This window comes from Bacillota bacterium, from assembly GCA_040757085.1.
Lineage (GTDB): Bacteria > Bacillota > Sulfobacillia > JACIYH01 > JACIYH01 > JACIYH01.
Window position 1 is genome coordinate 294,820 of sequence record JBFLXJ010000017.1, and the last position, 26,198, is coordinate 321,017.

Genomic DNA, 26,198 nt, shown 5'->3' on the forward strand with positions numbered 1-26,198 from the left:
CGTTGGAGGAAGGCCGTGCTGACCATAGCAGCATCTGCCAACGTGGACCGCCTGCGCGAGCGTCTGGAGCACGGGCTGCGAGAACTGGAACGCCAGGGTCTCCGGGTGGTCCAGAAGGAGCAGACCCGCGGGCCGTACACTTTTGTTTCCGTAGGCGTGCAGGGGGTGCGTGCTGAGGCCTGCTGGAAATGGCAGGCAATACTTCGGCGCCAGGTGGCGGCCATCCTGTGCGAGGTGATCGTTTCAGATTTCCGCGAGTTTTTCCTGCAGCGCATCGTGGCCAGCCGCTACCCGCAATTGGGCCTGCAGGAAAGGCAAACCGTGGTCAGGTACGCACAGCACTCCCTGGCGGATGCCGAGGTCTGGGAGGCATTCCGGCGGTGGATACTCCTGCGGCTGCTCGACTACATGCAGGACAACCGCCAGCTGATCGTTGAGGGATTCATCACCTTTCGGCTGAAGGAGTACGTCGAGCACCTGGAAGAGGCGGTGGAGAGAGCCATAGACGAGATCCTGCTGGAGAAGGAGTATCAGGAATTCGTGCGCCTGTTGCAGTGTTTCGTGGCTGCCCAGGAGCCGCGGGTGCTCGAGGTCCACCTGATCTGCCGGGATACCGGGCTGTTCCTGGAAGATGCAGATCGCCGTTCCCTGAGTCTCCAAGTTCCGGCTTCGCTGGAGGGCGGGGTACGGCCCGAGGACCTGGTGGTGTCGGGCTTGGTGAGCCTGGCACCCAGCCGGGTGATAATCCACGGTACCGCCGCCAGCGACGACGACCGGGCCGTGGTAGATGCGGTTATGAAAATCTTCGCCGAGCGCGCCAGCACCTGCCCGGGATGCGCCCGGTGCTCCCCCTTTCCTACATAAGAGGGCCCCGCGCAAACCTCGCGCCAGGAAATGGGAGCCACGGAATCGAATATTAGCACATGATGTCAGGAGCGCCACTTGTTCCCATTGCCCTGGTCTGGGTGAGCGGGATGGCTGCGGCCCGGCTCACGTGGGGTTACCCGGCGGCTCCGGCCGCGTGGGGCCTGGCGGCAGCTTTTGCCGTGGGGCTGGCGTGGTTGACGTGGGTGCGGGCAGCCCTGAAGGCCCGGCCCAGTACGGCGGCACGCCGGCACCGGGAGGGGATGGTGGGTGCCGGTCCCGTGTACGCCTGGCGGCGGTTGGCCGGGACAGTGTTGTTCCTGGTCGCCACCGGGCTGGTGGGTGGCTGGTATTATCTGGGGTGGAGGCTGGCCCTCGCGGGGGAGGTGGCGTCCCTGCTAGGGGAGCCGCGCGAGTGGTGCGGTACCGTGATCCGGGAGCCTGTGGTGCGGGAGGGGCGGCTGGAGGCCGTGCTCCGGTCACAGCATGTGGTAACCCCGGCCCGGGGCGCGATACATCCGACACGGGACCCGGTGGCGGCCACGGTTCTGGTAAGGGTGGCCAGCTGGAACCGGCGGGCTCCCGGAGTGGGAGAGATGGTGTCCGTGTACGGGACGGCCGCCTGGCCATCTCCCCCGCGCAATCCGGGAGAGTTCGACTACGCCGGGTGGTTGCGGGCCCAGGGCATCTCTGCCATCGTGTACGCCCAGGCCCCGGGGTCCCTGCAGGTCTGCGGCGCGGGGAAGCTGGGGCCCACCGCCAGGGTGGCCGCCTGGTTGCGGGCCCATTTCCTGGCCGGGGTGCGCCGGTACCTGCCCGAGGGCGAGGGGGCGGTTGTGGAGGGTATGGTCCTCGGGATGCGGTCGGGACTCTCTCCCGATCTGGAGGAGGCCTTCCGCCGCTCCGGCCTGATCCACCTCCTGGCGGTGAGCGGCTCTAACGTAGCCCTGGTAGCGAGAGTGGTCCGGTCTCTGCTGGGGTGGGCAGGAGTGCGGCCGGCCCTGGCGGGAGCACTGTTGGGTACCTGGGTATTCGCGGCTGCCGCCTCAGGAGGAGCCTCGGTCGGTCGAGCGGCGGTGATGGCGACGGTGATGTTGCTGGGGAAGTTACTGGGGCGGCCCGCTCACCCTCTGAACAGCCTGGCCCTGGCGGTGGTCTTCCTCACCGTCCTCAATGCGTCGAGCTGGGAGGATCCCGGGTTCTGGCTCTCCGTGGCCGCCACGGCAGGTATCCTGGGGATGTCCGGTTCGTCCCGCTTTCCGCCAGGTCCGACCACAGCGGAATCAAATGGGGGGGCGCGCCTTCTCTGCGTTGAGAGGGGTGGTCTCGAGGTAGTACTTGCCAGCCTGGTACGTGCTGGCAGGGAAGTCCTGGCCGTTACCTGTGCCGCCCAGGCGGCCGTGTTGCCCGTGTCCCTCTACCACTTCCAGCAGGCCTGCCTGGTTGCACCCCTGAGCAACCTCCTGGTGTTCCCCCTGGTGGGGGTAACCACCGTGGGCGGGATGGCATCTGCTTGTGTCGCCTCGTTCCACCCGGCGCTGGGGGTGGGGTTCTGGCCCCTGGGACTGGTGGTGCGGGTGATGGTGCATCTGGCCAGGTTCTGGAGTGAGTTCCCGGGTGCGGCGGTGGTCATGCCCGCGCCACGCTGGCCGCACGTTGTGGCGTACTACCTGGTCCTGGCCTGGTGGTGGGGCTGGCTCAAGTCGTCGTTGCTGCCGCGGCGCGGTCCCTGGACGCGTCCGCGGGTGGTCCTGGCCGTTCTGGTGGCCGTGGTGGCGCTGGCCCTGGGGGTGGCGACCGCACCTCCCCGCCATGTCCTCCAGGTGGTTTTCTTTTCCGTGGGGCAGGGAGACGCCATCCTGCTCTGGCGTCCCGGAGGACCCGCCATGCTGGTGGATTGCGGGCCGGCCGGCGACAGGTACGACGCCGGTGCCGATACCGTGGTCCCCTATTTGCACCGGCAGGGGATCCGACGCCTCGATCTGCTCGTGATCACCCACGGCCACGCCGATCATGCCGGGGGCGCCGCGGCGGTGATGCAGAACATCCCCGTCAGGGAGTTGTGGCTGGGGCCGGGCGTGGTGGCAGAAGGCCCCGCTGGTGTGGTACGGCGGCCTGAGGCCGGGTGGAGTAAGACCCTGGCGCCGGCCTGGGAGGTGCTGGTGCTCCATCCTGCTCCGGATGCCACGTCCGGGATGACGGCGGCACAGGTGCCTGGCGCAGTGGCGCGGCCGGGGGACCCTGGAGAAGACGCTGAGTATGCTGACGACGGGCAAAACGACATGTCCCTCGTGTTGCTGGTCAGGTACGGCGAGACCCGCATCGTGCTGGCGGGTGATCTGGAACGGGAAGGCGAGGAGGTATTTCTTCTGCAGGCGGAGCGGTACTGCTCCGGCGGGATAGACCTGCTGAAGGTTCCCCACCACGGGGGTGGTACCTCCTGCGGGGAGGCATTCCTGCAGAGGGTGCGCCCCCGCATTGCCGTGATTCAGGTGGGGCGCAATCCCTTTGGCCACCCCTGTGGGGAAACGCTCCGGCGCCTTGGCCAGGCGGGGGCGCAGGTGTGGCGGACGGACCTGCACGGCGCGGTGGTGGCGCGTACCGATGGCTGCTACCTCACCGTGCGCAGTATTCTCCCCGCTGGCCCCGGGCGCTAGCGGTCCACCGGGGAGGCCCGGACGTAGTAGGCCACCTTTTCGGAGGCCATGACGGCGTCCACCGACAGGACGTACTCGCGCTGGCCCGCTGTCACCCGGCGACCGTGCAGCAGATTGTGGAGCAGGAAGGGATCGAGTTGGCGTACCGGCCTCCCCAACAGGTGGCGGGTCAACTCCGAAGCCTGGCGGGTGATGGTGAGCCGAGCCTCGGGATCGGGGCACAGGACCAGGCAGTCCACCTCCTTCACCACCAGTTGGGCCGGTTCGGCCCGGGCCAGGCTTTCGGCCCGGGCCTTCTCCTGCTCTAGTTCCTGGCGGGCGGCTTCCAGATCCAGGGCCATCTGGCGAAGCCGTGCCGAGAAGAAGGGGACTACCAGCCAGGCGCCCACACACACCCCCAGGAGGAACGCGCTGAGCGCCCGCACCAGGGCCCGGGTCAAGTTACCCCCCTCCACCCGGCAGGGCATTCGCCCCCTCCCCACAAAGGTAGTAACCCCCTGTCCCGCAGGTCATTCGCCCCCTACGCCGCGCAGGAGCAAGTATCCCAGGTGGGCCCCGGAAAAGGCCGCGAGCAAGTAAATCAACTGGCGGATCATGGGGCGCACTTCTCCGCCCAGGATTCCCGCTTCCAGGGTTTGAAACGTGGCGAAGGTTCCCCCGAGGGCCGTCACCATCCCCCAGATCTTCAGCCTGCCGGCGATCTGGGCCAGGGAGCGGACGGGGTGGGGTTCCACCAGGGCCATGCCCAGGTACCCTGCGACGCTGCCGCCTATCACCACGCCCAGGGCCAGGAAGAAGGCTTCCGCCAGTTGGGCGGCGAACTGCTGCACCGACATCCCCGTATACTTCTACCTGGACTGCGGCCGGGATATTACATAAGGGAAGTGAGGCCGCCCGGCCCGTCCGGCAACCGTGAAAGCCTGCCCCGGGGGCCCCCTGCGGGGATGTGAAGGCGATTGCCAGGGAAGACCGGGGCGGATGGGTGGTGGGAATGTGCGGGCGCATGCCAAAGTGTGGTTGGAAGAAGGGGGCCGGCTCGTCTTTGGCGAGGGAGCCTGTCAACTGCTGGCGGGGATCAAGCAGCAGGGGTCCATCAGCCGGGCAGCCGAAGACCTGCATATGTCGTACCGGATGGCCTGGGGGGTAATCCGGAAGCTGGAGACCAGGCTGGGACATTCGCTGGTGAGCAGCCGGGTGGGCGGGGAAGAAGGAGGCGGTACCGTCCTCACCCCGGCGGGGGAGGATCTCCTCGCCCGTTTTCAGGAGCTGCAACGGCGGGTGGATGAGTTCGCCCAGGCGGCGTTCCGGGAGATATTCGGACCCGCCGCGGCCGGGTAGTCGGGCGCGGCCGGGCGCGGTGCCGGCAGGAATGCGGGGGGACCAGGACGAATAAGACAGCGGTATGTGTGACCAAGCATATCGGTGGAGGCATCAGGTGCGGAAGGTCATGGGGAACCGGGTAGAGAAGGTGACCGTGGTGGCGGGACTTATCCTGTTGCTGCTGGCGGGGGTGGCCTGTTCTCAACCCGACAGAGAGGTCATCCTGGCCACCACCACCAGCACTCAGGACAGCGGGCTCCTCGATGTGCTGGTTCCCCGGTTCGAGGAGAAAACCGGGTACAGGGTGAAGGTGATCGCCGTGGGCACCGGGCAGGCCCTGGCCATGGCGAAGGAGGGCAATGCGGACGTGGTGCTGGTACATGCACCCCAGGCGGAAAAGCAGGCGGTGGCGGAGGGGTACTGCGTTGACCGGCGCCTGGTCATGCACAACGATTTCATCATCGTGGGGCCGCCTTCTGACCCCGCCGGCATCAGGGGAAAAAGGAGGGCGGTGGAGGCGCTGCGGGCCATCGCTGCCAGCCGCTCTCCCTTCGTTTCCCGCGGGGATGATTCGGGTACCCACAAGATGGAGCTGTCGCTGTGGAAGAAGGTCGGGATAAGTCCCTCGCCGGGTGATTGGTACATCCAGTCGGGCTCCGGGATGGGTCTCACCCTCAACCTGGCCTCTGAGAAGGGTGGATACACCATCACCGACCGGGCCACTTACCTGGCTGCCCGCAAGAACCTGCAGCTTGACGTGATGGTGGAAGGGGACGGCGCGCTGCTCAACATCTACCACGTCATGCTGGTGAACCCCGAGAAGTTCCCCCACGTGAACGAGAAAGGAGCTCGGGCCTTCTCCGACTTCATGGTCTCGCCCGAAACCCAAAAGGTGATAGGCGAGTTCGGGGTTGACAGGTTCGGGCAGCCCCTGTTCTTCCCGGACGCCGGAAAGAGCGAAGAAGAATTGGGAGGGTAAAGGTTGGAACTCATCTGGGATGGCCTGCGCACGGCCCTGGCGCTCATGGTCAGGCTGGATCGGGAAGTCCTGGCGATATCGGGGCTGACCCTCAGGGTATCCGGGCTTGCCACCGCGGCGGCGCTCGCCCTGGGCCTTCTCACCGGGGCGGCCCTGGCCCTGGGGAGGTTCCCGGGGCAGCGCTTCCTCCAGAGCGTGATCAACGCCGGGATGGGACTACCACCCGTGGTGGTCGGGCTGGGAGTTAGCCTTCTCCTCTGGCGCAGTGGCCCGCTGGGGTGGTTGCGCCTGATGTACACACCTGCTGCCATGGTGCTGGCCCAGTTCCTGATCGCTTACCCGGTGATGGCGGGGCTGAGCGCGGCGGCGCTCCAACAGGTGGGCCCCGGCTTTCGGCTTCAGGTCGAGGCCATGGGCGCCAGCCGCGTCCAACTGCTCTCTGCCATGCTGTGGGAGGCGCGCTACGGGGTGCTGGGGGCCGTGATCGCCAGTTTCGGTAGCGTGATCTCCGAGGTGGGCGCCTCCATGATGGTGGGGGGCAACGTGGTGGGGCAGACCCGGGTTCTCACCACCGCCATTGTCCTGGAGGTGAACCGGGGCAACTTCGACATGGCCATCGCCCTCAGCCTCATCCTCCTGGGTTTGACCTACGGTGCGGCAGCCGCCCTCACACTCATTCAGCAACGTAAGCGATGACCGCAAGACAAGCGGTAAATGAATCTACGCAGGCGCCGTACCCTGCATGCAAAGCCCGGAGCTGGAGGTGTGGATGCGAGGTTGACACAGGCGGTACTTGAGGTGAGCGGGCTGCGAGTGGATAAGGGCGGACGGCAGATCCTGGCCATCGAGCATCTGGCCGTGATGGAAGGGGAAGTGCTGGGACTGGTGGGTCCCAACGGGGCGGGAAAGACCACCCTCCTGATGGTGATGGCGGGCCTGGACATGGGGTTCCGGGGGCAGCTGGCCGTGGGGGGCGCAGCGCTCGATCCCCGCGGGCTCCTCTTCCACCGGAGACGACTGGGAGTAGTCCTCCAGGATCCCCAGATGCTGGACACCACCGTGCTGGCCAATGCGGCTGCCCCGTTGCGTTATCGCGGCGTGGCGGCCGGAGAGGCCCGGCGCCGGGCTGCCGTCTGGCTGGAGCGCCTGGGGATCGCGCACCTCGCGTCCCGGCCTGCCCGTACTCTGTCTGGCGGGGAACGTCAGCGGCTGGCTCTGGCCCGCGCCCTGGTTGCCGAGCCCCAGTTGCTCTTGCTGGACGAGCCTTTTTCGTCCCTGGACGCTCCTACGCGGGCCGCCCTGCTCACGGATCTCCGGCGGTTACTGGTTTCCCTGGGCATCACCGCGGTGGTGGTCAGTCACGATTTCACCGAAGTACTCTTGCTGGCTCACCGGGTGGCGGTACTCATGGAGGGGCGGCTACGGCAGGTCGGCGAGCCCCGTGAGGTGTTCTCCCGTCCTGCCGATCCCGAGGTCGCGCATCTGGTGGGCATGGAAAACGTGTGGCCGGCCGAACTGGTCACGCGCCCGGACGGACCCCGGGTGTACGTGGAAGGGGTGGAATTGGACATCGACGGGCATCACCCCCCCGGCCGCGTGCGGGTAGGGGTGCGCCCGGAGGCGATTGTCCTTGCCCGGGATGGCCGGGGCTTCCCCGGGGAGGTGAGGGCGGTGGTACCCTTCGGGCCCCTGGTGCGGGTGGAAGTGGCCCGGCCCTTTCCCCTGGTCGCCCTCATCCCCCCCGCTCAGGCCATGGATCTGGGCCCCGGCGATACCGTTCGCATTTGCATTCCGCCGGATGGCCTCCACGTATTCAATGCCGGCTCCCCTGTGTCTTCCGAATGACGGTTACTCGCCGGTTACCTGGCGCGTGGCTGCTGCCTCCTGGGTGGACAGCGAGAAGTGCTGGGCCAGGATATGGAGGGAAGCCGGGTCGACCCGGTCGTAGAGAGGATATATTTCTCTGTCCCGTATCCTCTGTTGCAGTGGTTTCAGGCAGGGGACGGTGCACACGAGGAGAATCGCCTCGCGTGCCAGGTAATCCACAGTGGCTTCATCCCCCACCAGGCAGGACTGCACGTTAACTCCCGGCCGGACCAGCTTTTGCACGATGGAATTGAAGCTGGGTAGCGTTTCGGGATCGCGACACACACACCCCACGGTGGCGCCGGCGGGCACCTGGGAGAGCCGTTCCAGTGTGGCGGGGGAGGTGGCCAACACCAGGCCCAGGATGGGAAGTCCCAGGTGGCCCAGGATGTCGCGAACCTCCCGGTAATGGAAATAGGTGGTGGCTATGGCCGCGTAACGCTCCCGGTGCCTGGCCAGCCGGTCCCGCTCCTGGGTTAGCCGGCTGGTGAGGATTTTCTCCACCCTCAACCCGAGGGAAGAGCGGATGTCGTGTGCGAGGAGTTCCAGCTGGGTTTCATCGCATTCGGCGAAGAGCAGGGTGAGGGACCGGTAATCGCTCCGGTAGCGAGCCAGCAATCTCTCTACCAGTTCCCGCAACTGTTCGGGTGAATAGCCGGCTGCCATGGCCGAGCGCATGGCCTGCTCCACCATCTGCTCCGCGGTGTGCAGGCCAGTACGCGGGTGCTGGTCGGGGCTGACCACGGTGGTCCCGTAGCCACGTCTGCTGACCAACAGGCCGCTTTGCTGCAGTTCCCGGTAAGCGGTCTTCACCGTATTCAGGCTCACTCCCAGAGCGTGAGCCAGTTCCCTTATGGGGGGCAGCAGCGACCCGGGCGGGATTTCGCCGGAAGAGATGCTCCAGCGAATGTTCTCACACAACTGCACATTGAGCGGAACGTTGCTGCGATGGTCTAGTTTCCAGGTGGTGGGAATAGTGATTTTCACGGTGAAACACCCCTCCTTCTCGCCTATTTGTTTCTTTGTGACCCGTAGTAATTCCTCTTTCGTGGCGTGGAGGTGGTACAAATGGTCTCAAGGAGCCGCTGGAGACGGATTATGCCTGCAGTGGTGTGCACCTTGCTGGTGGTCACGGGGTGCCTTCCAGGCAAAATCCCGTCCGGACCCGAAGCGGGCACCCCCGGGCCGTCGTCCCCCGGGCAGCAGACCGCCACCGTTCCCCTGCCGGTGGCCGTCTTCCTGGCCCGGGAAGGCAAGCTGGAAGCTGTTTTCCGCTCCCTCCCGGTTTCCCCCGAGGAGGGGCCCCGGGCAGCTCTGGAGGCCCTCATTGCCGGCCCGACTGCCTTCGAGGAGCGGCAGGGATACCGCCCCGTCCTCCCACCTTCCATCACGGTCCTGGCCGTCAGCGTGCAAGACGATGCAGCCACCGTAGACTTCAGCCGTGAGATCATCACCAGGTCGGGAGACGTGGGAGGGGGATCGTTGGCCGAGTCCCTGGCCCTGCACGCCATCTACCTGACATTGGCACAGTTTCCGGGCGTGGAGCGGGTGAAAGTCCTGGTGGAAGGCCAGAGCGAGGGCATGGTGGATGGGCGGCCGATCAGGGATTTCTGGGGCCACCTGGGGTTGCCCGAGTACCTTGAAGGAGAGATCACCGTCCTGAGGGTGGCAGAGCGTCAACAGGTGGGAGACCAGGGTGTGGTCCGGCAGGCCGGCGGGCTGCGCCTCCAGTCGCTACGCTGGTGGGCTCATCCCAGTCTGTTCCGCGTGGTGTTCGAACTGAAGGGTCCCGGTGGTACCGGGCTGGCCGGGATTCCTCCGGCCCAGGCCTCTTTCTCTGCTCGCCATCACGCTCTCTTCGTTACCATTCCCGGAGTAACGGAAACCGTCGTCGCAGACCTATCTGCCGGACAGGGGGTGGCGGTGAACGACTGGCGCGTGGAAAAACTGACGTGGGAGAAAACAGCCCCGTGCTCTTTCCGGTTGGACCTGTACCCTGACCGCGCCTGCGGTTGGCGCCTGTGGGGACTGGCCGACCCCGCCCGCATCGTACTGGACGTGTACGCAACCGGCCCCGCATCCCGCTGACCGGTTGCCTCACAACGAAAATGTACTTGTGCGCTCGAGGCAACGCGCTCGATTGACAGGGGTCGCGGGTGCACCTATAATGGCCCTGAGCAGAGGCATTGAGGCGGACGAGTAGGTCTGCTGCGCCCGCCAGAGAGAGGGCGCCAGGGGCTGGGAGCGTCCTCGGGAAACGGGCAGACTGAAAACCACCGCCGAGCCGCCGGCGGAAACCCGCGGCGACGGTGTCTGGGGTCGGTCGTCTGCGGTACTATGCCGGGCCGGGTCAGCCCGTTACAGCTCCAGAGCGGGTCGCCCTCGGTCGTGCGCCGGGGCGGTCAACGAAGGGTGGAACCGCGGAGAGATCCCCCCGTCCCTCACGGGGGGCTTTTCTTTTCCGGGACCTCGAGAACCATGCGACCCGGCGGGAAGGCAGGGAGGTGTCGAGATTGGTGAGCGGGATGGAGATCTTGAAGGCGCAGGGAAGAGAGGGAGGCGTGGGTCCGCAGGGGATCCTGGCCGCCAGGTGGCAGGGCGCGGTGGTGGACCTCAGCCGGGATCTGCCCGAAGGAGCGGAGCCGGAGTTCGTTACGTTTGCGGACGGGGACGGCAGGGACGTGTACCGGCACACGGCTGCCCACGTGCTGGCCCAGGCGGTGAAGCGATTGTTCCCGGAGGCACGCCTGGGTATCGGTCCCGCCATCGAGGAGGGGTTCTACTACGATTTCGACGTACCCCGACCCTTCACCCCGGAAGACCTGGCCCGCATCGAGGGGGAGGCGCGCGCCATCATTGCCGCCGACTACCCCGTGCGCCGGCGCGAGGTGACCCGGGAAGAAGCACGGGAGTTCTTCGCCTCCCGGGGTGAGGTCTACAAGGTGGAACTTATCGACGAGTTGCCCGAGGGTGCCACCATCTCCCTTTACGACCAGGGTGAGTTTACCGACCTGTGCGCCGGCCCCCACCTCCCCTCAACGGGATGGCTGGTGGCATTCAAGCTGCTTCACGCCGCCGGGGCGTACTGGCGGGGCGACGAGCGCAACCCCATGCTGCAGCGCATCTACGGCACCGCCTTCCCCACGCAGGAAGATATGGACCAGTACCTCTACCGGGTGGAGGAGGCGCGGCGCCGGGATCACCGTCGCCTGGGGCGCGAACTCGACCTCTTCAGCGTCCATGAGGAGGCCGGGGCGGGGCTGGTGTTCTGGCACCCCCGGGGTGGGGTGGTGCGTCAGATCATCGAGGACCTCTGGCGGGCGGAGCACCGCCGCCGGGGCTACGACGTCGTGTTCACGCCCCATGTGGCTCGCCTGGATCTCTGGAAAGTGAGCGGTCACTGGGACTGGTACCGGGAGAACATGTACTCTCCCATGGACGTGGAAGGGGTGGAGTACCTGCTCAAGCCCATGAACTGTCCCTTCCACATCCTCATGTATAAGTCCCAGACCCGATCCTACCGGGACCTCCCCCTGCGGTGGGCCGAACTGGGGACGGTGTACCGCTACGAACGTTCGGGCGTGCTGCACGGTCTCCTGCGGGTGCGCGGGTTCACCCAGGACGACGCTCACATCTTCTGCCGCCCCGACCAGTTGCAGGAGGAACTGGTGGGGGTACTGGACCTGGCCCAGTACATGGTGGAGTCCTTCGGATTCCGGGACTACGAGATCATGCTTTCGGTTCGGGACCCGGCCAACAAACAGAAGTACATCGGGTCGGACGAAGTATGGGAGGTGGCGGAACGGGCCCTGTTGGCGGCCCTGGCCCAGAAGGAGTTGCCCTATGTGGTGGGGGAGGGGGAGGCCAAGTTCTACGGCCCCGCCATCGACATCACCCTGAAGGATGCTCTGGGTCGGGGTTGGCAGGGACCCACCATTCAGGTGGACTTCAACCTGCCCGAGCGCTTTGACCTCACCTACATGGGGGAAGATAACCGCGAGCACCGTCCGGTCATGATCCACCGCACCGTGCTTGGTTCCATGGAAAGATTCCTGGGCAGCCTCATCGAGCACTATGCGGGCGCCTTCCCCACCTGGCTGGCGCCCGTGCAGGTACGCGTCATCCCAGTGGCCGACCGGCACCTGTCGTACGCCCGTCAGGTGGTCGAGAGTCTGAAGCGGGCGGGTGTGCGGGCAGAGGGTGACTGGCGCAACGAGAAGGTATCGTACAAGATCCGGGCCGCCCAGCTGGATAAGATCCCTTACATGCTAGTGGTGGGAGACCGCGAGGAGGCCTCTTCCCAGGTGGCAGTGCGTCACCGTACCGAGGGTGACCTGGGGCCCATGGCCATGGAAACGTTCCTGGCCAGGGTACGAGAGGAGTGCGCGGGGAGGGGCGTGCCATGGCCGGCATCACCATGAGTACGGCCCGGGATGGTCGTACGGCGGGTGCCGTCACCCTCACCACACGCCGCGGCGCGGTGCAGCCGGATCCGGAGGAAGCGGAAACCGCTCTCCGGGGTGTGCTGGAGGCAGGTGAATCCTTCTGGCTGGACGTGCAGGCTCCGGGCGCTGACGAGGTGGCGCTGCTGGAGCGAGTCCTGGGGTTGCACCCCGTGACCGTGGCCGAGGTCAAGCGTCCCAGCCAGTTTCCCCGCCTGGAAGTATATCCCACCCATGCCGTGCTGGTGCTGCACGCTGTGGAGGTGAACCGTGAGGCGCGGATTCCCGTATCTCGCCTCGAGGTGGACTGCGTGCTCGGACCGACTTATCTGGTGACCGTCCACGCACGGGAGGTCAACGTTCTCCGGGAGGTGCAACAGCGGCTGCGGGACGGCGCGCCTTTTCCCGCCAGGCCGGACCTGGTCCTGGTCGCTATCCTGGATGAGGCAGTGAAGGAACTCTACGCGGCCCTGGACTACCTGGCTGACCGCATCGCCGCACTGGAAGAAAAGGTCATGTCCGGGCGGTTGCGGAATCCCATGCGGGAGGTAACCGCTCTCCGCCGGGCCCTGGTGCGCTTGCGGCAGGGTCTGGGCCCAGAGGAGCAGGCGCTCTCGGACCTGGCCGGGCTGGCCGGAGTGTCCTTGCCACGAGGCCCGGCCGAAACGGCCGGGCAGGCCGAACGGACAGGCGAGGCTGGGCCGATGCTGGTCAGCGAGGTAGCGGCGCTGGCCATGCGCCGGACTGTGGACCTTCTGCGGCGCATCTGGGACGGCGTGGAGGTGGAACGGGACCTGGTGGACAACGTGGTCGAGGTCTATCTCGGCCTGCGTACCGACCGCCTGAACCTGATCATGCAACGGCTTACCCTGATCACCACCATCTTCATGCCCCTTACCCTGATCGCCGGTATTTACGGCATGAACTTCCGGTATATGCCGGAACTGGAGTGGAAATACGGATACCCCGCCGCCCTGCTGTTGATGGTGGTCATCGGATACGGCATGTACCGGTGGTTCCGGTCACAGGGCTGGTTTGGTGAACCCTAATCCCGGATGATGCTCGGACGGAACCTGGGGGTCCCCACCCCGCGGCCGGTGGTGACCCCCCTGTGCACGCCAGTTCATGTCAGTAGGTGAAGCGGTGACCGCCGATGGTAGTTGCCCACGGTCGGGACCACATGTACGGGTTCCAGACCTTGTTGTAGGCGAAGAAGTACAGGGCACCGCCCGTGGGATCGTAGCCGGCGAGAGCCTCCTGGGCTGCCTGCAGGCTTTCTGCGCTGGGGTACACCTGCCAGAGGTACCCGTTCAGGACGGGCTCGAACTGGCCCCAGTCGAAAATGACCCCCCGGATGCTGGAAGGAAACAGGCCGCTGCGGACGCGGTTCACCACCACCGCCCCCACGGCCACTTTGCCGAGGTACGGTTCTCCGCCGGCTTCCGCCTCGATCAGGCGGGCCAGCAGAAGGAGGTCATCTCGGGAATAAGGGACGGCGCCCCAGAACACCCCACGGGAAACCTGGGGATGATCGGGAACCACCAGCGTTTGCCCGGGGTATATCCACCATCCCGCGCCCGGGTTCCACGCTTCCAGGGTGTAGACGTCCGTGCCGAACCACTGGGCGATCTGCCACAGGGTGTCGCCGGGCTGGACGGTGTAGTATGCCGCCAACGCCTGGGCCGGCACCGCCAGCACAAGCAGCACGGCCAGGCCTGCCGTCAGCCGTATCCTGTTGAGATGCTTCATCTCGTTCCCGCCTCCTTCCTGCTTGTCCATTTTACTGGGGGGAGGCGGGTCCTGTCATGTGAAATTTCTGCCTGAAGGCTAAAACCGTTGCGATTGTAAGCAATAACAGGGACGAGATGGCAAACGGGAGGTAGGGATTTACCCGGTACATCCAGCCGCCCGGATAAGGGCCCGCGGCCATGGCCAGGCCGTTGGCTAGGCTGAACAGGGCAAAGCCCAGGCCGCGCCCCCGGGGCGGTAACGAGGTTGCCACCATGGCGGCCAGCAGGCTCCAGGAGACCATCCCTGCCCCGCGCAGGAAGCCGGACAATCCCAGCACCCACATGCTGCTGGAGACCATGAGGGTCCCCAGGGAGAGCACCATCAGAAGCAGGGAAATGGCGACGCCGCGCGCACGACCCATGCGGTCGGCGAGCCATCCCAGTGGGGGGCTGAGCAGGGAGCCGCCCAGGGCAACGGCTGATCCGAGCAGTCCCACCTGGGCGAGGTGAAGGTGGGCCACGTCCTGAAGGAACGGGGTTACGAAGGGGAGGGCTATGTGCTGGACCAGATAAGTGCCTGCTCCCAGCGCCAGCAGCGCCGGGACCCCGGGGAGGGCGAGGAGCTCACGTAAGCCGAGATCGCTTCCTTCGCCTGCGTGGTGGGGCCTCTGGGGGTGCAGGGGGAGGAGAACGACCGTGGAGAGCACGAACAGGCCGAAGGCGGCCCAGAGGACGGGGCGCATCCCGGCCCGGTCAGCCCAGATACCGCCGATCGCGGGTGAGATGATCATACCTAAGGGCCAGGACGCATCCACGATAGCAAAGGTGGTCGACATGCGGTGGGGAGGGCTGAGGTGCGTCATGTAGGCCCGCAGGGCCGGGCCGGAAAGCATGGAGATGTTGTAAAGGATCACGCCGGGCACCAGGTGGGTCCAGTGCTGGGCCAGGATGTACAGGAGGGGAGCGGGCGTGGCCACCGCCCAGCCCGCCACCATCACCCACTTGCGGTCGAACCTGTCCGCCAGGTATCCCCCGGGCAGGTACGATACCGCCATGGTAGCAAAGCCGATCGCATAAAGAAGTCCCAGTTCGGGGGCGTCGGCGCCCAGTTCCCGCACGTACGCTGGCCAGGTGTAAATGTACAGGCCGGCCCCCACGCTCCAGAGGAGTGTGGAAAAGAACAGCAGCCACAGATCCTGCCCCAGTGTCAGGTACCCTGGTTGTCCGTTACCCGGCGGTCCCCCACGGTTCCCAAGCCCGGCGGGGTCGGGTGCTGGGTGGCTCGTGTGCTTTGTCATATCCATTCGGGAGGCTTGAGCACTTTGGTTTCCGCCTGTTCCAGGCACCCCTGCACGAGGGCGTCCACGGGGAGCTTCGCTTCGGCATCTTCCACTTCCTGCAGGGCGGGCCGGGTGCGGGGGTGGCGGGGTACGAAGAGGGTGCAGCAGTCCTCGTAAGGGCGGATGGATATCTCGTAGGTGTCGATCTCCTGGGCTTTGCGGATGATTTCCGCCTTGTCCCAGGCCAGCAGCGGCCTCAGCACGATGAAGGAGGAGGCAGCTTCGATCACCGTCAGGCTTTCCACGGTCTGGCTGGCCACCTGGCCCAGGTTCTCGCCCGTCACCAGGGCAGTGGCCTCCTGCTGGCGGGCGAGGCGCGAGGCCACCCGCATCATGAACCGGCGCATGACCAGCACCCGCAGATCCTCGGGCACTTCTTCCCATATAGCCTTCTGGACCTCGGTGAACCTCGCCAGGTGGAGACGGATGCGGCCGCACCAGGCGGCCAGTTGCCGGCAGAGGTCCTCCACCTTTTCCACTGAGCGGGGGCCGGTGAAGGGCGGGGTGTAAAAGTGCACGCACTCCACTTCCAGACCCCGGCGCATGGCCATCCAGCCGGCCACGGGGCTGTCGATGCCTCCGGACAGGAGGAGAAGGGCTTTGCCGCTGGAACCCAGGGGTAGTCCCCCCGGGCCGGGTACCGATCGCGAGTACAGGTAGGCGTTCTCCCTGATTTCCACCTCCAGGGTCGCCGCGGGTTCACGCACGTCCACTTTGAGTCCCGGCACGTTGGCGAGCAGGTCCGCCCCCAGGAGGCGCTGCAATTCCATGGAATCGGGCTGGAACCCCTTGTTGGCGCGGCGGACCTGCACCTTGAACGTCAGGGGAAGGGTGGGGAGCTCCCCGACCGCCTCGGTCATGAGCTGGCGGGCGGCCTGCCTGATGGCGTCCAGGTCCAGGGGTACGCGCAGGGCCGGGCTTATCGCCACCACACCGAAAACCCGCTTCAGCCGGTTCAGGGCCCGCTCGGGATCGGGCAGGTGCAGTATGTACAGGCGGCCGTGCCGTCTTTCCACCGAAACCCCCGGCCAGGAGGCGAGGGCCCGCTGCAAACCCGCCTGTAGCTTACGCTCGAAGAATTCCCGGTTTTCCCCCTTGAGGCCGATCTCACCGTAGTGGATCAAAAACAGTTTCTCCATGGATTGGCCGCCGGCCGGCTTTCACCTCACCTTACACTTGCGAGAGCCCGGTGCCCCGGTGAGCCGGGCGCGCGCCCGGGTGTCACCTCGCCCTCAGCCTGCCCAGTTCTGCCGCCGCCTGACGGATATGGGTGACCGCGTGGGTGATTTCCTCGCGGGTGGTCAGGCGGGAGAGGCTGATGCGGATGGAACATGCTGCCTCCTCTTCCGAGAGTCCCAGTGCCAGGAGCACGTGGCTCAACGGATGGCGCCGGGAGGTACATGCCGAAGTGGTGGATACGTATACTCCCCTTTCCTCCAGGTAGTGGACCATGGTTTCTCCCCGGATGCCGGGCAAGGTCAGGTTCAGTATGTGAGGAGCGCCCTGCTCCGGCGGAGGACCGTTTATCCGGCAGCCGGGCACCTCCGTGGTGAGGCGGCTACCGATCTCTATCTTGAGGCTCCGCATGTGTTCGGCAGCCAGGGGGCGGGCCTGCTCTGCCAGGTGGGCCGCCAGGCCGAATCCCACTATGCCGGGCATGTTTTCCGTGCCCGCCCGCAGGCCGAATTCCTGCTCTCCCCCCACCAGGAGAGGGCGCAGCCTGATCCCGCGGCGCACGTAGAGGGCGCCCGTTCCCTTGGGGCCGTGCACCTTGTGGGCGCTCAGTGATACCAGGTCGGCCCCCAGCTCGGAAACCCTAACCGGGAGTTTGCCCAGGGCCTGGACGGCATCGACGTGCAGCCAGGGGCGCCGCTTGCCGGTGCCCAGCAGGGCCGCGATGGCACGGATGGGCTGAATCGTCCCCACTTCGTTGTTCACATAGTGAATGGTTACCAGGACCGTGGTCGGTCGCAGGGCGCGTTCCAGTTCCCTGAGGTCCACGGTGCCGGTGGTGTCCACGCCCAGGTAGGTGACTTCCCAGCCTTCCTGTTCGAGCATGCGGCAAGTTTGGAGTACGGACGCATGTTCTGTTATCGTGGTGATGAGGTGTCGTCCCTCGGCGTGCCTCATCCAGGCGGTGCCCCTGATGGCCAGGGCGTTGGCTTCCGTCCCTCCTGAAGTGAAGATGACCTCCTGTGGGACGCAACCGAGCACGCCCGCTAGCCTCTCCCGGGCCTGATTGCTGAGCTTCTCCGCCTCCAGGCCCAGCCGGTGCAGGGAGGAAGGGTTTCCGTAGTGATCTACCATCACTTCCCGCATCGTATCTGCCACTTCAGGAAGCACCACGGTGGTGGCCGCGTTGTCGAGGTACACCTCCACAGAATATCACCCCGCGGGCCCCGGAAACGGGGCCCCCCTGAAATCATATCCTGGCACCGGGGGCGGCGCAACTTGTCCGGGGTCCGTCACGCGGTGACGGATAGGAAAAAGGGGTGCGCAGGTAGAATAGAGGCCACAGCGAGGCACGGGATCTGGTAAAATTTCTTGGGAGTCAGGGAGGGTCTTCACTCGGCCGGGCCGGGGAATAAGTTGCTCTTCAGGGTGCTGGCGGCGCTGGCCACCGCCCGCGACGACGAGGCGGTGTGCCATGTACTGGCAGCCGGCCTCGCCCAGGCCGCTGCCTGTGATCGGGGTCTGGCCGTTTGTCTGGCCGAACCGGGTGGCGAGCTGCGCCCGGTGGCCTTTCTCGATCCGAGTGGCAGCGGGGCAGCGGAGCTGCCTGCGCCGGGATCCCGAACCCTGGTGGAACAGGTGCTTAGAAACAGGCGTCCCTACTTGGGCCCCGCCGACGGCGGTGATTGCTGGCCGCTGCCCGCGGGAGCGGGGCAGGTACTGGTTCTTCCGGTTGGAGGGCGCACGGGGACGCGGGCAGTGGCCATCCTGGGGCGCGGCGCGGGCGGTAGTTTTTCCCTGGCGGACCTGGAGATCTGTCTCCTCCTGGCAGAGCAGGCCGGATTCGCCCTGGACAACGTGCACCTCATCTCCCGGTTGCGGCAAACCGCCCGCCGGCTGGGCAAACAGAGGCAACAGTTGAAGGAAATCACCGTGGGGGCGGTGCGTGCCCTGGTGGCAGTGGTTGATTCCCGGGTTCCTTACTTCCGAGGGCATTCTACCCGCGTGGCCGAATACGCCCTGGCCATCGGACAGGAGATGCGGCTTAGCTACCACGAATTGGAGGACCTCCGCTACGCCGCCCTCCTGCACGACATCGGTCGCACCGAGGTGGACGTGCGCATCCTGCGCAAGCGAGGCCCCCTGGATTCCGGCGAACGGGGTGCGGTGATGGCCCACGCCACCTATGGCGCCAGGTTACTGGAGGAAATTCCCATCTTGGGGCGCCTGGCTCCCGCGGTGCGCCACCACCATGAGTGGTATGGAGGGGGAGGGTACCCCGACTCTCTCAGCGGGGAGGACATACCGCTCCTGGCTCGCATCCTGGCCGTTGCCGATGCCTTCGACGCCATGACGTCCGTGCGTCCCTACCGGGGTTCATACAGTCTGGACGAGGTGAAAGAGAAGTTGCAGGCGGCCCGCGGCATCCAGTTTTGCCCGCGGGTGGTGGATGCCTGGCTAGCCGTGCTGGAGCGGGCAGAGCGATATAGTCTTCCTCTCTGGAAAGAGATCCAGGTCCGCCAGCGCCACGCCGCAAAGGGGCGGCGCCCGGGACAGTTTGCCGCTGGCCGCATCCTCCCCGTGCACGGTCGGGAACTGGCCGTGGTCTACCGGGTGGCCCAGGAGACACGGGCGCTACTGGATCTGGACGTTCTGTTGCAGCGTATTCTGAACATCCTGCATGAATCCCTGGGCCCCGGCTACCAGTACATCGTCCTGTTGCCCGATGAGACCAGCGGTGACCTGGTGGTGCGGGCGGTGGCCGGCTATCCCCAGGAAGTGGTAGGATTCCGGGTTCCCCGGGGGCAGGGAGTGACGGGATGGGCATTTCGCACCGGGCAGATGCAGGTGGTGGACGATTGCAGCCAGGATGCCCGGTACATCAGCGTCCCCACCGGAGCCAACGCCTCGGAGGTGGCCATCCCTCTAGTGGCCCAGGAGCAGGTCATAGGCGTGCTGGACGTGGGGAGCAATACGGTGGCCGCTTTCAGCGAGGACGATCTGCAACTTTTGGTGGCCGTGGCGGGCCACGTGGCCGACTACATCTTCGTGGCGCTGCAACATCGCTATGCCACCCGGGCGGCGGTCACGGACGGTCTCACCGGTGTGTATAATTATGCATACTTCTATGCCCGGTTGCAAGACGAGCTGGCACGCTGCCGCCGGCTGGGCGCCCCCCTGGCACTGGTATTCCTGGATTTCGACCAGCTCAAGCGCGTCAACGACCGCTACGGGCACCTCGCGGGTAACGCAGTGGTGCGTGCGGTGGCCGAGCACCTCCAGTCCCAGGTGCGAGCCGCCGACGTGGTGGCACGTTACGGGGGAGACGAGTTCGTCATCATCATGCCTGACACCGGGCTGAAAGGGGCTCACCTGGCCATGACCCGGGTGATGGAAGGATTTCCCACTACGGTGTACGTCCGGGAGAAGAGGGTGCCTGTCCCCAGCATGAGCTGGGGAGTGGCTGCCTACCCCGAGGACGGCGAGACCCCCGAAGACCTGCTGGGGGTAGCCGATACCCGCATGTACCGGCACAAGGGAATCGAGATTCAGGATTGATTGCCTGGCCTCGGCTGGGTGTGTTATACTGGCTAAGGCCGCCGGAGGGAGGGGAAAGAATATAGACAGGGACCTGCGGGTCAACGAAGAGATCCGGGCGCGCGAGGTGCGCCTGATCGGTGTCGACGGCCAGCAACTTGGGATATATCCCCTGCGTGAGGCGCTGCAAATAGCATATGATCAGGGGTTGGACCTGGTCGAAGTGGCTCCCCAGGCGCGGCCCGTCGTGTGCCGCATCATGGATTACGGCCGGCACAAGTATGAGATGGCGAAGCGGGATCGGGAGGCTCGCAAGAAGCAGCGCACGGGGGACATGAAGGAGACCAAGTTGCGACCGCGCATCGAACAACACGATTTCGCAGTGAAGGTGCGCAACACCAGGCGTTTCCTAGAGGACGGGGACAAGGTGAAGGTGACTCTCATGTTCCGGGGCCGGGAACTGGCTTACGTGGATTTGGGCAGAGAGGTCCTGGAGCGCCTGGTGCAGGAAGTTTCCGACCTCGCGGTGGTGGAAAGACCGCCCCGCCTGGAAGGACGCAACATGGTAATGATCTTGAGTCCCAAGAACACGGGGTAAAGCAACGGAGGCCTGCGTGCATGCCCAAGATGAAGACTCACAGTGGTGCTAAGAAGCGGTTCCGGGTTACCGGCCGGGGCAAGGTGCGTGCCCAGCACGCGTTCACCAGCCACAAATTCGAGAAGAAAAGTGCGAAGCGCAAGCGCCGGCTCGACCAGGCGAAGATGCTGGAAAAGGCTGAATCCAGGCGGGTGCGGCGCCTGCTGCCTTACGCCTTTTGATACCCGCGTAACGTCGGGTTATGGGGAAACGTTGACGTTCGGAGGAATCGTGTATGCCGAGGGTTAAGACCGGAGTACCGAAGAGGAAGCGGCACCGCAAGATACTGAAGCTGGCCAAGGGATACTGGGGCCGGCGATCCAGGATTTTCCGGGCGGCCAACGAGGCGGTGATGAAGGCCCTTGCCTACGCCCGTCGCCACCGGAGGGAAAAAAAGCGGGATTTCCGCCGCCTGTGGATCGCTCGCATCAATGCCGCCGCCCGGCTGAACGGCATGTCCTACAGCCGGCTCATGGGAGGGCTGCGGCGGGCAGGCATCACTATCAACCGGAAGATGCTGGCTGACATGGCCGTCCGCGATGGGGAGGCCTTTGCTAACCTGGTGGAGAAGGCGCGGCAGGCTCTTTCGGCGTAGCGCGGGAGCGTGGGGCGCGAAAAACAGCAGGGCGGGGCGCAGCCGGGCATGGTGACCCGAGAACCCCAAATCCGCAGCCGCCAGAACCGCTGGATCCGGTGGGTGCGGAGTCTGGGAGCGAGAGATGAGCGGCAGCGGCAGGGCCTCACGGTAGTCGAGGGTCGCCGGCTGGTGGCCGAGGCCCTGGAGGCGCGGGTGGCCCTGCCTGTGGTTTTGTATACCCCGGAACTGGCTGGCCATCCGGAAGGGATTCCCCTGCTGGAGCGGGCCGCGGGGGCGGGTAGCCGGCTGCTGTGCGTGGCCCCCGAGGCCCTGGAAGCATGTGCCCAGACCGTCACTCCCCAGGGTGTGGTGGCCGTGGGGGAGTTCAGCGAGCAGCCCTTGCCCCCGGGCGAACTCACCTCCCCGCAGGGGGTACTGGTGGCACTGGACGACGTGCAGGACCCGGGCAATGTGGGTACCATCGTCCGGGCCGGCCTGGCGGCGGGCGCGCGGGGTCTGTTGCTGGGTCCGGGCACGGCAGAACTCTCTTCTCCCAAGACGCTGCGGGCCAGCATGGGGGCTGTTTTCCGGGTGCAAGCCTGGCGGGTGCCGGACTGGGGTGTGCTGGCCCGCCTGAGGGAGCGGGGATGGCGGGTGGCGGGCACGCAGACCCGGGGAGGGTTACCCCCTTACGGAGTTGACCTCACGGGGGGCGTGGTGATCCTGCTGGGCAATGAGGCGCGGGGGCTCTCCCGAGGTCTGGAAGAGATGGCAGATGTGGCGGTTTCGATCCCCATGCCGGGCGGGGCGGAATCGCTCAACGTGGCCATGGCCGGAACAATCCTTTTATACGAAAGTGTACGCCAGCAGGCCGTTGTGCGCCCTGGGGGCGTGTGATATAATCCGGGGCGACAGCGACGGGAAGGGGCGTGCGAGGGTATGTCAGCTGCTGACCTCTGGTGGAGGATCTTCGAGCTGACCGGTTCCGTCACCGCCTACCTTATGTACCGCCGCTTCAGAATCCTGCAACCGAATCCAGCCAGGCCTTGACGGAGGAAAGTAATCCAGATCCTGCCCTGCAGGGAGGGCGGGCCGCAGACTGGGAGCCCGCCCGGGTGTGACTGGACGAAGTTCCCTCCCGAGCCGCCGCCTGAAACCCCTGCCGGTGAGCTCCGCGGCCAGCCAGGACGACGCCCGGGATGACCAGGGTAGACGGCTGTCAGCACGGGCACCGCCGCCGGAGGGCGCAAGTAGGAGCGGTCGCACCCTGCGTTAAGGGGCAAAGAGAGGGATCGGCCCAGCCCGTGCCGGTCCAATTCAAGGTGGTACCGCGGGAAGTCCCGTCCTTGCAAAGGACGGGACTTTTTCGTGGGGAGGTGTGAGGAAGCGTGGAGTGGGATTGGGTTCGCGCGAGAAAAGAGGCCGAGGAAGAGATGGCTCGCGCCCGCAGCCTGACGGAACTGGAAGAGATCCGCATCCGCTATCTGGGGAAGAAAGGCCTGGTGACGCGTGCCCTCACGCAACTGGGTAGCCTGCCGCCCGAACAGAGGCCCGAGTTCGGTCGCCAGGCTAACACCCTGCGCCGGGCCGTGGAGGAGGCCCTGGCCCGCCGCCGGGAGGAAATCGAGAGTGAGGAGGAGGCCAGGCGCCTGCAGGACGAGGCGGTGGACGTGACCCTGCCCGGTGTACCCGTGCGCCGCGGTTCTCTGCACCCGCTGTACCAGGTGGCGGAGGAAGTCAAGCGCATCTTCCTGGGGCTTGGCTTCTCGGTGGCGGAGGGGCCGGAGGTGGAATACGACTGGTACAATTTCGAGGCCCTGAACATCCCCCGGGATCACCCGTCCCGGGATGCCCAGGAATCCCTTTACATTACCGATGATATCCTGCTGCGTACGCAGACTTCCCCCGTGCAGATCAGGGTCATGCAGAGCATGGCTCCCCGGCTGCCGGTGAAGGTGATCGCGCCGGGCAAGGTCTACCGGCGCGACACCGTGGATCCCACCCACTCCTTCATGTTCCACCAGGTGGAGGGCCTGCTGGTCGACCGCGGAGTCACCATGGCCGACCTGAAGGGCGTGCTGGAGGAGTTTGCCCGCCAGCTTTACGGCCCCCAGACCCGGGTTCGCCTGCGTCCCAGTTACTTCCCCTTCACGGAACCCAGTGCCGAGCTGGACGCTACCTGTCCCCTGTGCGGGGGTCGGGGGTGCTCCACCTGCGGAACTGGCTGGCTGGAGATGGCGGGTTGCGGTATGGTCCATCCCCGCGTGCTGGAAGTGGGCGGGTACGACCCGGAGGACGTGGCCGGGTTTGCCTTCGGCATGGGCCTGGATCGGCTGACCATGCTCAAGTACCGCATTACCGACATGAGGCTGTTGTTCCAGAACGACGTGCGCTTCCTGGAGCAGTTCATCTGAGTCTCCCAGGGCGGTTCGCGCTGCCACCGGGGACGAAATTCTGTTTTCGGGCGAGAGGTGAGAGCCGTGCGGGTTCCGCTGGGATGGTTGCGGGAGTATGTGGAGGTGCCGTGGGATGCGGAAGAACTGGCAGAGCGGCTCACCTGGACCGGTCTGAAGGTTGAGAGCATCGACCGGCTGGGGGAGGAACTGGCCGAACTGGTTGCCGCTCGCATCCTGGAGATCCTCCCTCACCCCCGGTCCCGGGCCCTCTGGGTGTGCCGGCTGGAGGACGGGCAGGCAATCCGCCAGGTGGTCACTGGGGCAGCCGGGTTGGCGGCAGGTCAGGTGGTGGCCTACGCCCGTCCCGGGGCCGTGCTGCCCGGGGGGCGGCGGATAGGCAGCCAGCGCTTCGGGGGCGAACTGTCGGAAGGCATGCTCCTTACCGCCACGGAGCTGGTGCTGGGGGAGGAGCACCGGGAGGGTGAGGGGATCCTGGTGCTCCCGTCCGGGTTGGCTCCGAGCACCGACCTGGTGGAGTACTTTGGGCTGAGGGACACGGTGCTGGAACTTGAGCTCACCGTGAACTATGCCGTGCACTGCCAGAGTATGGTGGGAGTGGCCCGGGAAGTGGCCGCCCTGACCGGAGGAGAGGTGCGGTTGCCTCCCGAGTTCGCGCGCAGTTACCAGCCCGCCATGTCCGCGGGGGAGGACGCCCACGGGGAGGCCGCCGTCCTCACCTCCGTGCGGGTGGAGGATGCTGAACTTTGTCCCCGGTATACAGCCATTCTCCTGCGGGACGTGCGGCCGGCATTTTCGCCCGTGCCCATCCAGTTCCGCCTCCACGCCGCCGGCATGCGACCCCTGGGGGCGGTGGTGGATGTGACCAACTACGTCATGCTGGAACTTGGTCAGCCCCTGCACGCCTTCGACCTGGCCCGCCTGGAGGAACACCGCATCGTGGTGCGGCGGGCCCGTCCCGGCGAGCGCCTTCGCACCCTGGACGGGCAGGAGCGGGAACTGACGGAGGAGATGCTGGTCATCGCCGATGCCTGCCGCCCCGTGGGGCTGGCGGGGGTCATGGGCGGGGAAGATACCGAGGTGACTTCCACCACCCGGGAAGTGTTGATGGAGGCGGCCTGGTTCCATCCCGTCAACATCAGGCGCACTTCCCGCCAGCTCGGTTTGCGGACGGGAGCGGCAGCCCGCTTCGAGAAGGGTATTGACCCCGCCGGGGTGCTGGCCGCTTCCCGGCGGGCCTGTTGCCTGCTGGAAGAAATGGGAGTGGCCAGGGTGGTACCAGGTGCCATCGACGTGCGTTCCTGCCCGTACGGGCTCCGGCAGGTCCAGCTGCGGCCGGCCCGGGTGCACACGTTACTGGGCCTGGACATCCCGCCTCCGCAGATCCGGCAGATGCTGGTCCGCCTGGGTTTCGCAGTTTCCCCGCCGGGGTCGGCCCGGGTCGAGGCGCCACCCGGTGACGGCACCGGGGGGCGGTGGCGGGCGGCGTCGGAGGGCGCCAGGGACGGGCGAGGGCAGGCAGCGGCAGAAGGCGGCGAAGACGAGCGATGGGAGGTGGCGGTTCCCACCTGGCGGGGCGACGTGGTGGGGGAGATCGACCTCATCGAGGAAGTGGCGCGTATCTACGGATACGAGCGCATACCCTCAACCCTGCCCGCGGGATCGCCCGCGGCAGGCTACCTCACGCGGGAGCAGCGCCTCATCGGACGGGCCCGCCAGGTGCTGGCCGCGGCGGGGTTCTCGGAGGCACTGACCTTCTCGCTCATTTCCCCCGAGGCATTTGACCGCCTGGGTCTGCAGGGAGATGACCCCCGCCGGCGGGCTCTTACCGTACGCAATCCTCTCAGCGTGGAGTGGAGCGTGCTGCGCACCAGCCTGATCCCCGGGTTGCTCGGCTGCTTGGCCCACAACCAGGCCCACCGGGTGCCGCGGGCCGGGCTGTTCGAGATCTCGGCGGTGTACCTGCCCCGTGAACTGCCGCCCCGGGAACTCCCCGCCGAGCGCCTCCACGTGGCGGGGGCGGCGTACGGCCCGTGGCGGGAGGGCCACTGGAGCGGGGATTCTCCGGAGACCGACTACTTCCTCATGAAGGGCGTGGTCGAGTACCTGCTGGATGCCCTGGGCGTGGGCCCGACCGAGTTCACCCGGGCCGGGGAGCCGTTCCTGCACCCCGGACGGCAGGCCAGGGTGACGGTGGGAGAGCACCTGCTGGGCGTGGTGGGAGAACTGCACCCGCGGGCGGCCCGCGCCCACGAAGTGGAGGGCAGGGTGGCGGTGTTCGAACTCGACTTCACCGCAATCCTGGCCCTGGCCACCGAGGAGCGGCGTTACCGGCCGCTACCCCGCTACCCGGCCGTATCCCGCGATGTAGCCTTCATGCTGGCCGATCACATCCCGGCCGCCCGCGCCGAGGAAGTGATCAGGCGCCACGGCGGGCCCTTCCTGGAGAGCCTGCGGCTGTTCGATGTCTACCGGGGGGAGGGTATCCTGCCCGGTCACCGCAGTCTGGCATACTCCCTGGTGTACCGCTCACCGGAGAAAACCCTCACCGACCGGGAGGTGGATGAGATCCACGCCGGGGTGAGGCGCGCCCTGGAGATCGAGCTGGGTGCTACCCTCCGCTAGGGCGAAACCGCACCCGGGCGTCGGCTGCCGATCCCGA

23 protein-coding genes are annotated in these 26,198 nt (G+C 66.4%); 16 read left to right on the forward strand and 7 right to left on the reverse strand.

The genetic code is table 11. The annotated features are described in order from the left end of the window. The first annotated feature begins 15 nt into the window (after positions 1-15). Positions 16-864, forward strand: a complete 849-nt coding sequence (locus tag AB1446_06625) for a putative sporulation protein YtxC (protein MEW6546572.1) — start codon at positions 16-18, stop codon at positions 862-864. Positions 865-926: 62 nt separating this feature from the next. Then, on the forward strand, positions 927-3,521 hold the full coding sequence (locus tag AB1446_06630) for a DNA internalization-related competence protein ComEC/Rec2 (protein MEW6546573.1): 2,595 nt from the start codon (positions 927-929) through the stop codon (positions 3,519-3,521). On the opposite strand, the gene AB1446_06635 is transcribed toward AB1446_06630, so the two are convergent. Both AB1446_06635 and AB1446_06640 read right to left on the reverse strand, forming a co-directional pair. After that, positions 3,518-3,961 carry a hypothetical protein gene (locus AB1446_06635; protein ID MEW6546574.1) on the reverse strand — a complete coding sequence of 148 codons (444 nt, stop codon included), beginning with the start codon at positions 3,959-3,961 and terminating at the stop codon, positions 3,518-3,520. The two genes, AB1446_06630 and AB1446_06635, sit on opposite strands and share 4 nt — an antisense overlap. Before the next feature lie 69 nt (positions 3,962-4,030). Next, positions 4,031-4,357: a YtrH family sporulation protein gene (locus AB1446_06640; protein MEW6546575.1), complete on the reverse strand. Its 327-nt coding sequence runs from the start codon at positions 4,355-4,357 to the stop codon at positions 4,031-4,033. 157 nt (positions 4,358-4,514) lie between these two features. Here AB1446_06640 and AB1446_06645 point away from each other — a divergent pair, with 157 nt between their 5' ends. From AB1446_06645 to AB1446_06660, 4 genes are all read left to right on the forward strand, one after another. Beyond that, positions 4,515-4,859, forward strand: a complete 345-nt coding sequence (locus tag AB1446_06645) for a LysR family transcriptional regulator (protein ID MEW6546576.1) — start codon at positions 4,515-4,517, stop codon at positions 4,857-4,859. A gap of 109 nt (positions 4,860-4,968) precedes the next feature. Then, a complete protein-coding gene (locus tag AB1446_06650) occupies positions 4,969-5,820 on the forward strand; it encodes a substrate-binding domain-containing protein (protein MEW6546577.1) in 852 nt (283 codons plus the stop codon). A 3-nt stretch (positions 5,821-5,823) separates the two neighbouring features. Then, a complete protein-coding gene (locus AB1446_06655; protein MEW6546578.1) occupies positions 5,824-6,516 on the forward strand; it encodes an ABC transporter permease in 693 nt (230 codons plus the stop codon). Positions 6,517-6,597: 81 nt separating this feature from the next. Continuing rightward, positions 6,598-7,665 (forward strand): ABC transporter ATP-binding protein, encoded by a 1,068-nt coding sequence (locus AB1446_06660; protein MEW6546579.1) that lies wholly within the window; start codon positions 6,598-6,600, stop codon positions 7,663-7,665. Between the two features lie 3 nt (positions 7,666-7,668). Here the strand turns inward: AB1446_06660 and AB1446_06665 are convergent, their stop codons facing one another. Beyond that, positions 7,669-8,673 carry a GntR family transcriptional regulator gene (locus AB1446_06665; GenBank protein ID MEW6546580.1) on the reverse strand — a complete coding sequence of 335 codons (1,005 nt, stop codon included), beginning with the start codon at positions 8,671-8,673 and terminating at the stop codon, positions 7,669-7,671. Between the two features lie 81 nt (positions 8,674-8,754). On the opposite strand from AB1446_06665, the gene AB1446_06670 reads away from it, so the two are divergent. The 3 genes from AB1446_06670 (at position 8,755) to AB1446_06680 (ending at position 13,177) form a co-directional block, all read left to right on the forward strand. Continuing rightward, positions 8,755-9,774, forward strand: a complete 1,020-nt coding sequence (locus AB1446_06670) for a GerMN domain-containing protein (GenBank protein ID MEW6546581.1) — start codon at positions 8,755-8,757, stop codon at positions 9,772-9,774. Positions 9,775-10,190: 416 nt separating this feature from the next. After that, positions 10,191-12,107, forward strand: coding sequence for a threonine--tRNA ligase (gene thrS / locus AB1446_06675; protein MEW6546582.1), 1,917 nt, complete (start codon positions 10,191-10,193; stop codon positions 12,105-12,107). Next, the gene (locus AB1446_06680; protein ID MEW6546583.1) at positions 12,089-13,177 is read left to right on the forward strand and encodes a magnesium transporter CorA family protein; all 1,089 of its coding nucleotides are present in this window, start codon (positions 12,089-12,091) and stop codon (positions 13,175-13,177) included. The genes thrS and AB1446_06680 overlap by 19 nt, the downstream gene beginning before the upstream one ends. A gap of 79 nt (positions 13,178-13,256) precedes the next feature. Here the strand turns inward: AB1446_06680 and AB1446_06685 are convergent, their stop codons facing one another. From AB1446_06685 to AB1446_06700, 4 genes are all read right to left on the reverse strand, one after another. Further along, on the reverse strand, positions 13,257-13,877 hold the full coding sequence (locus AB1446_06685) for a cell wall hydrolase (protein ID MEW6546584.1): 621 nt from the start codon (positions 13,875-13,877) through the stop codon (positions 13,257-13,259). Positions 13,878-13,908: 31 nt separating this feature from the next. Beyond that, entirely contained in the window at positions 13,909-15,156 is a 1,248-nt protein-coding gene (locus AB1446_06690) for an MFS transporter (GenBank protein ID MEW6546585.1), read from the reverse strand. Further along, positions 15,153-16,337 carry a tRNA uracil 4-sulfurtransferase ThiI gene (gene thiI, locus AB1446_06695; GenBank protein ID MEW6546586.1) on the reverse strand — a complete coding sequence of 395 codons (1,185 nt, stop codon included), beginning with the start codon at positions 16,335-16,337 and terminating at the stop codon, positions 15,153-15,155. Before thiI ends, AB1446_06690 begins: the two co-directional genes overlap by 4 nt. A gap of 82 nt (positions 16,338-16,419) precedes the next feature. After that, a complete protein-coding gene (locus AB1446_06700; protein MEW6546587.1) occupies positions 16,420-17,577 on the reverse strand; it encodes a cysteine desulfurase family protein in 1,158 nt (385 codons plus the stop codon). Positions 17,578-17,787: 210 nt separating this feature from the next. On the opposite strand from AB1446_06700, the gene AB1446_06705 reads away from it, so the two are divergent. From AB1446_06705 to AB1446_06735, 7 genes are all read left to right on the forward strand, one after another. Beyond that, positions 17,788-19,929 carry a diguanylate cyclase gene (locus AB1446_06705; GenBank protein MEW6546588.1) on the forward strand — a complete coding sequence of 714 codons (2,142 nt, stop codon included), beginning with the start codon at positions 17,788-17,790 and terminating at the stop codon, positions 19,927-19,929. Positions 19,930-20,020: 91 nt separating this feature from the next. Then, complete coding sequence (gene infC / locus AB1446_06710) at positions 20,021-20,506, forward strand: translation initiation factor IF-3 (GenBank protein MEW6546589.1); 486 nt, start codon at positions 20,021-20,023, stop codon at positions 20,504-20,506. Between the two features lie 20 nt (positions 20,507-20,526). Then, positions 20,527-20,727, forward strand: a complete 201-nt coding sequence (gene rpmI, locus AB1446_06715; protein ID MEW6546590.1) for a 50S ribosomal protein L35 — start codon at positions 20,527-20,529, stop codon at positions 20,725-20,727. Positions 20,728-20,780: 53 nt separating this feature from the next. Next, positions 20,781-21,140, forward strand: coding sequence for a 50S ribosomal protein L20 (gene rplT, locus AB1446_06720; protein ID MEW6546591.1), 360 nt, complete (start codon positions 20,781-20,783; stop codon positions 21,138-21,140). A gap of 102 nt (positions 21,141-21,242) precedes the next feature. Next, positions 21,243-22,019: an RNA methyltransferase gene (locus AB1446_06725; GenBank protein ID MEW6546592.1), complete on the forward strand. Its 777-nt coding sequence runs from the start codon at positions 21,243-21,245 to the stop codon at positions 22,017-22,019. A gap of 536 nt (positions 22,020-22,555) precedes the next feature. Continuing rightward, complete coding sequence (gene pheS / locus AB1446_06730) at positions 22,556-23,536, forward strand: phenylalanine--tRNA ligase subunit alpha (protein MEW6546593.1); 981 nt, start codon at positions 22,556-22,558, stop codon at positions 23,534-23,536. 66 nt (positions 23,537-23,602) lie between these two features. Next, positions 23,603-26,161 (forward strand): phenylalanine--tRNA ligase subunit beta, encoded by a 2,559-nt coding sequence (locus AB1446_06735; GenBank protein MEW6546594.1) that lies wholly within the window; start codon positions 23,603-23,605, stop codon positions 26,159-26,161. Positions 26,162-26,198 lie beyond the last annotated feature (37 nt).

Excerpts from the sequence above, each read along its gene's own strand:
- AB1446_06630 (MEW6546573.1), top strand. The coding sequence starts at position 927 with ATGTCAGGAGCGCCACTTGTTCCCATTGCCCTGGTCTGGGTGAGCGGG.
- AB1446_06640 (MEW6546575.1), bottom strand. The coding sequence starts at position 4,357 with ATGTCGGTGCAGCAGTTCGCCGCCCAACTGGCGGAAGCCTTCTTCCTG.
- AB1446_06650 (MEW6546577.1), top strand. The coding sequence starts at position 4,969 with ATGGGGAACCGGGTAGAGAAGGTGACCGTGGTGGCGGGACTTATCCTG.
- AB1446_06670 (MEW6546581.1), top strand. The coding sequence starts at position 8,755 with ATGGTCTCAAGGAGCCGCTGGAGACGGATTATGCCTGCAGTGGTGTGC.
- AB1446_06680 (MEW6546583.1), top strand. The coding sequence starts at position 12,089 with ATGGCCGGCATCACCATGAGTACGGCCCGGGATGGTCGTACGGCGGGT.
- AB1446_06685 (MEW6546584.1), bottom strand. The coding sequence starts at position 13,877 with ATGAAGCATCTCAACAGGATACGGCTGACGGCAGGCCTGGCCGTGCTG.
- AB1446_06690 (MEW6546585.1), bottom strand. The coding sequence starts at position 15,156 with ATGACAAAGCACACGAGCCACCCAGCACCCGACCCCGCCGGGCTTGGG.
- thiI (MEW6546586.1), bottom strand. The coding sequence starts at position 16,337 with ATGGAGAAACTGTTTTTGATCCACTACGGTGAGATCGGCCTCAAGGGG.
- rpmI (MEW6546590.1), top strand. The coding sequence starts at position 20,527 with ATGCCCAAGATGAAGACTCACAGTGGTGCTAAGAAGCGGTTCCGGGTT.
- rplT (MEW6546591.1), top strand. The coding sequence starts at position 20,781 with ATGCCGAGGGTTAAGACCGGAGTACCGAAGAGGAAGCGGCACCGCAAG.
- pheS (MEW6546593.1), top strand. The coding sequence starts at position 22,556 with ATGGCTCGCGCCCGCAGCCTGACGGAACTGGAAGAGATCCGCATCCGC.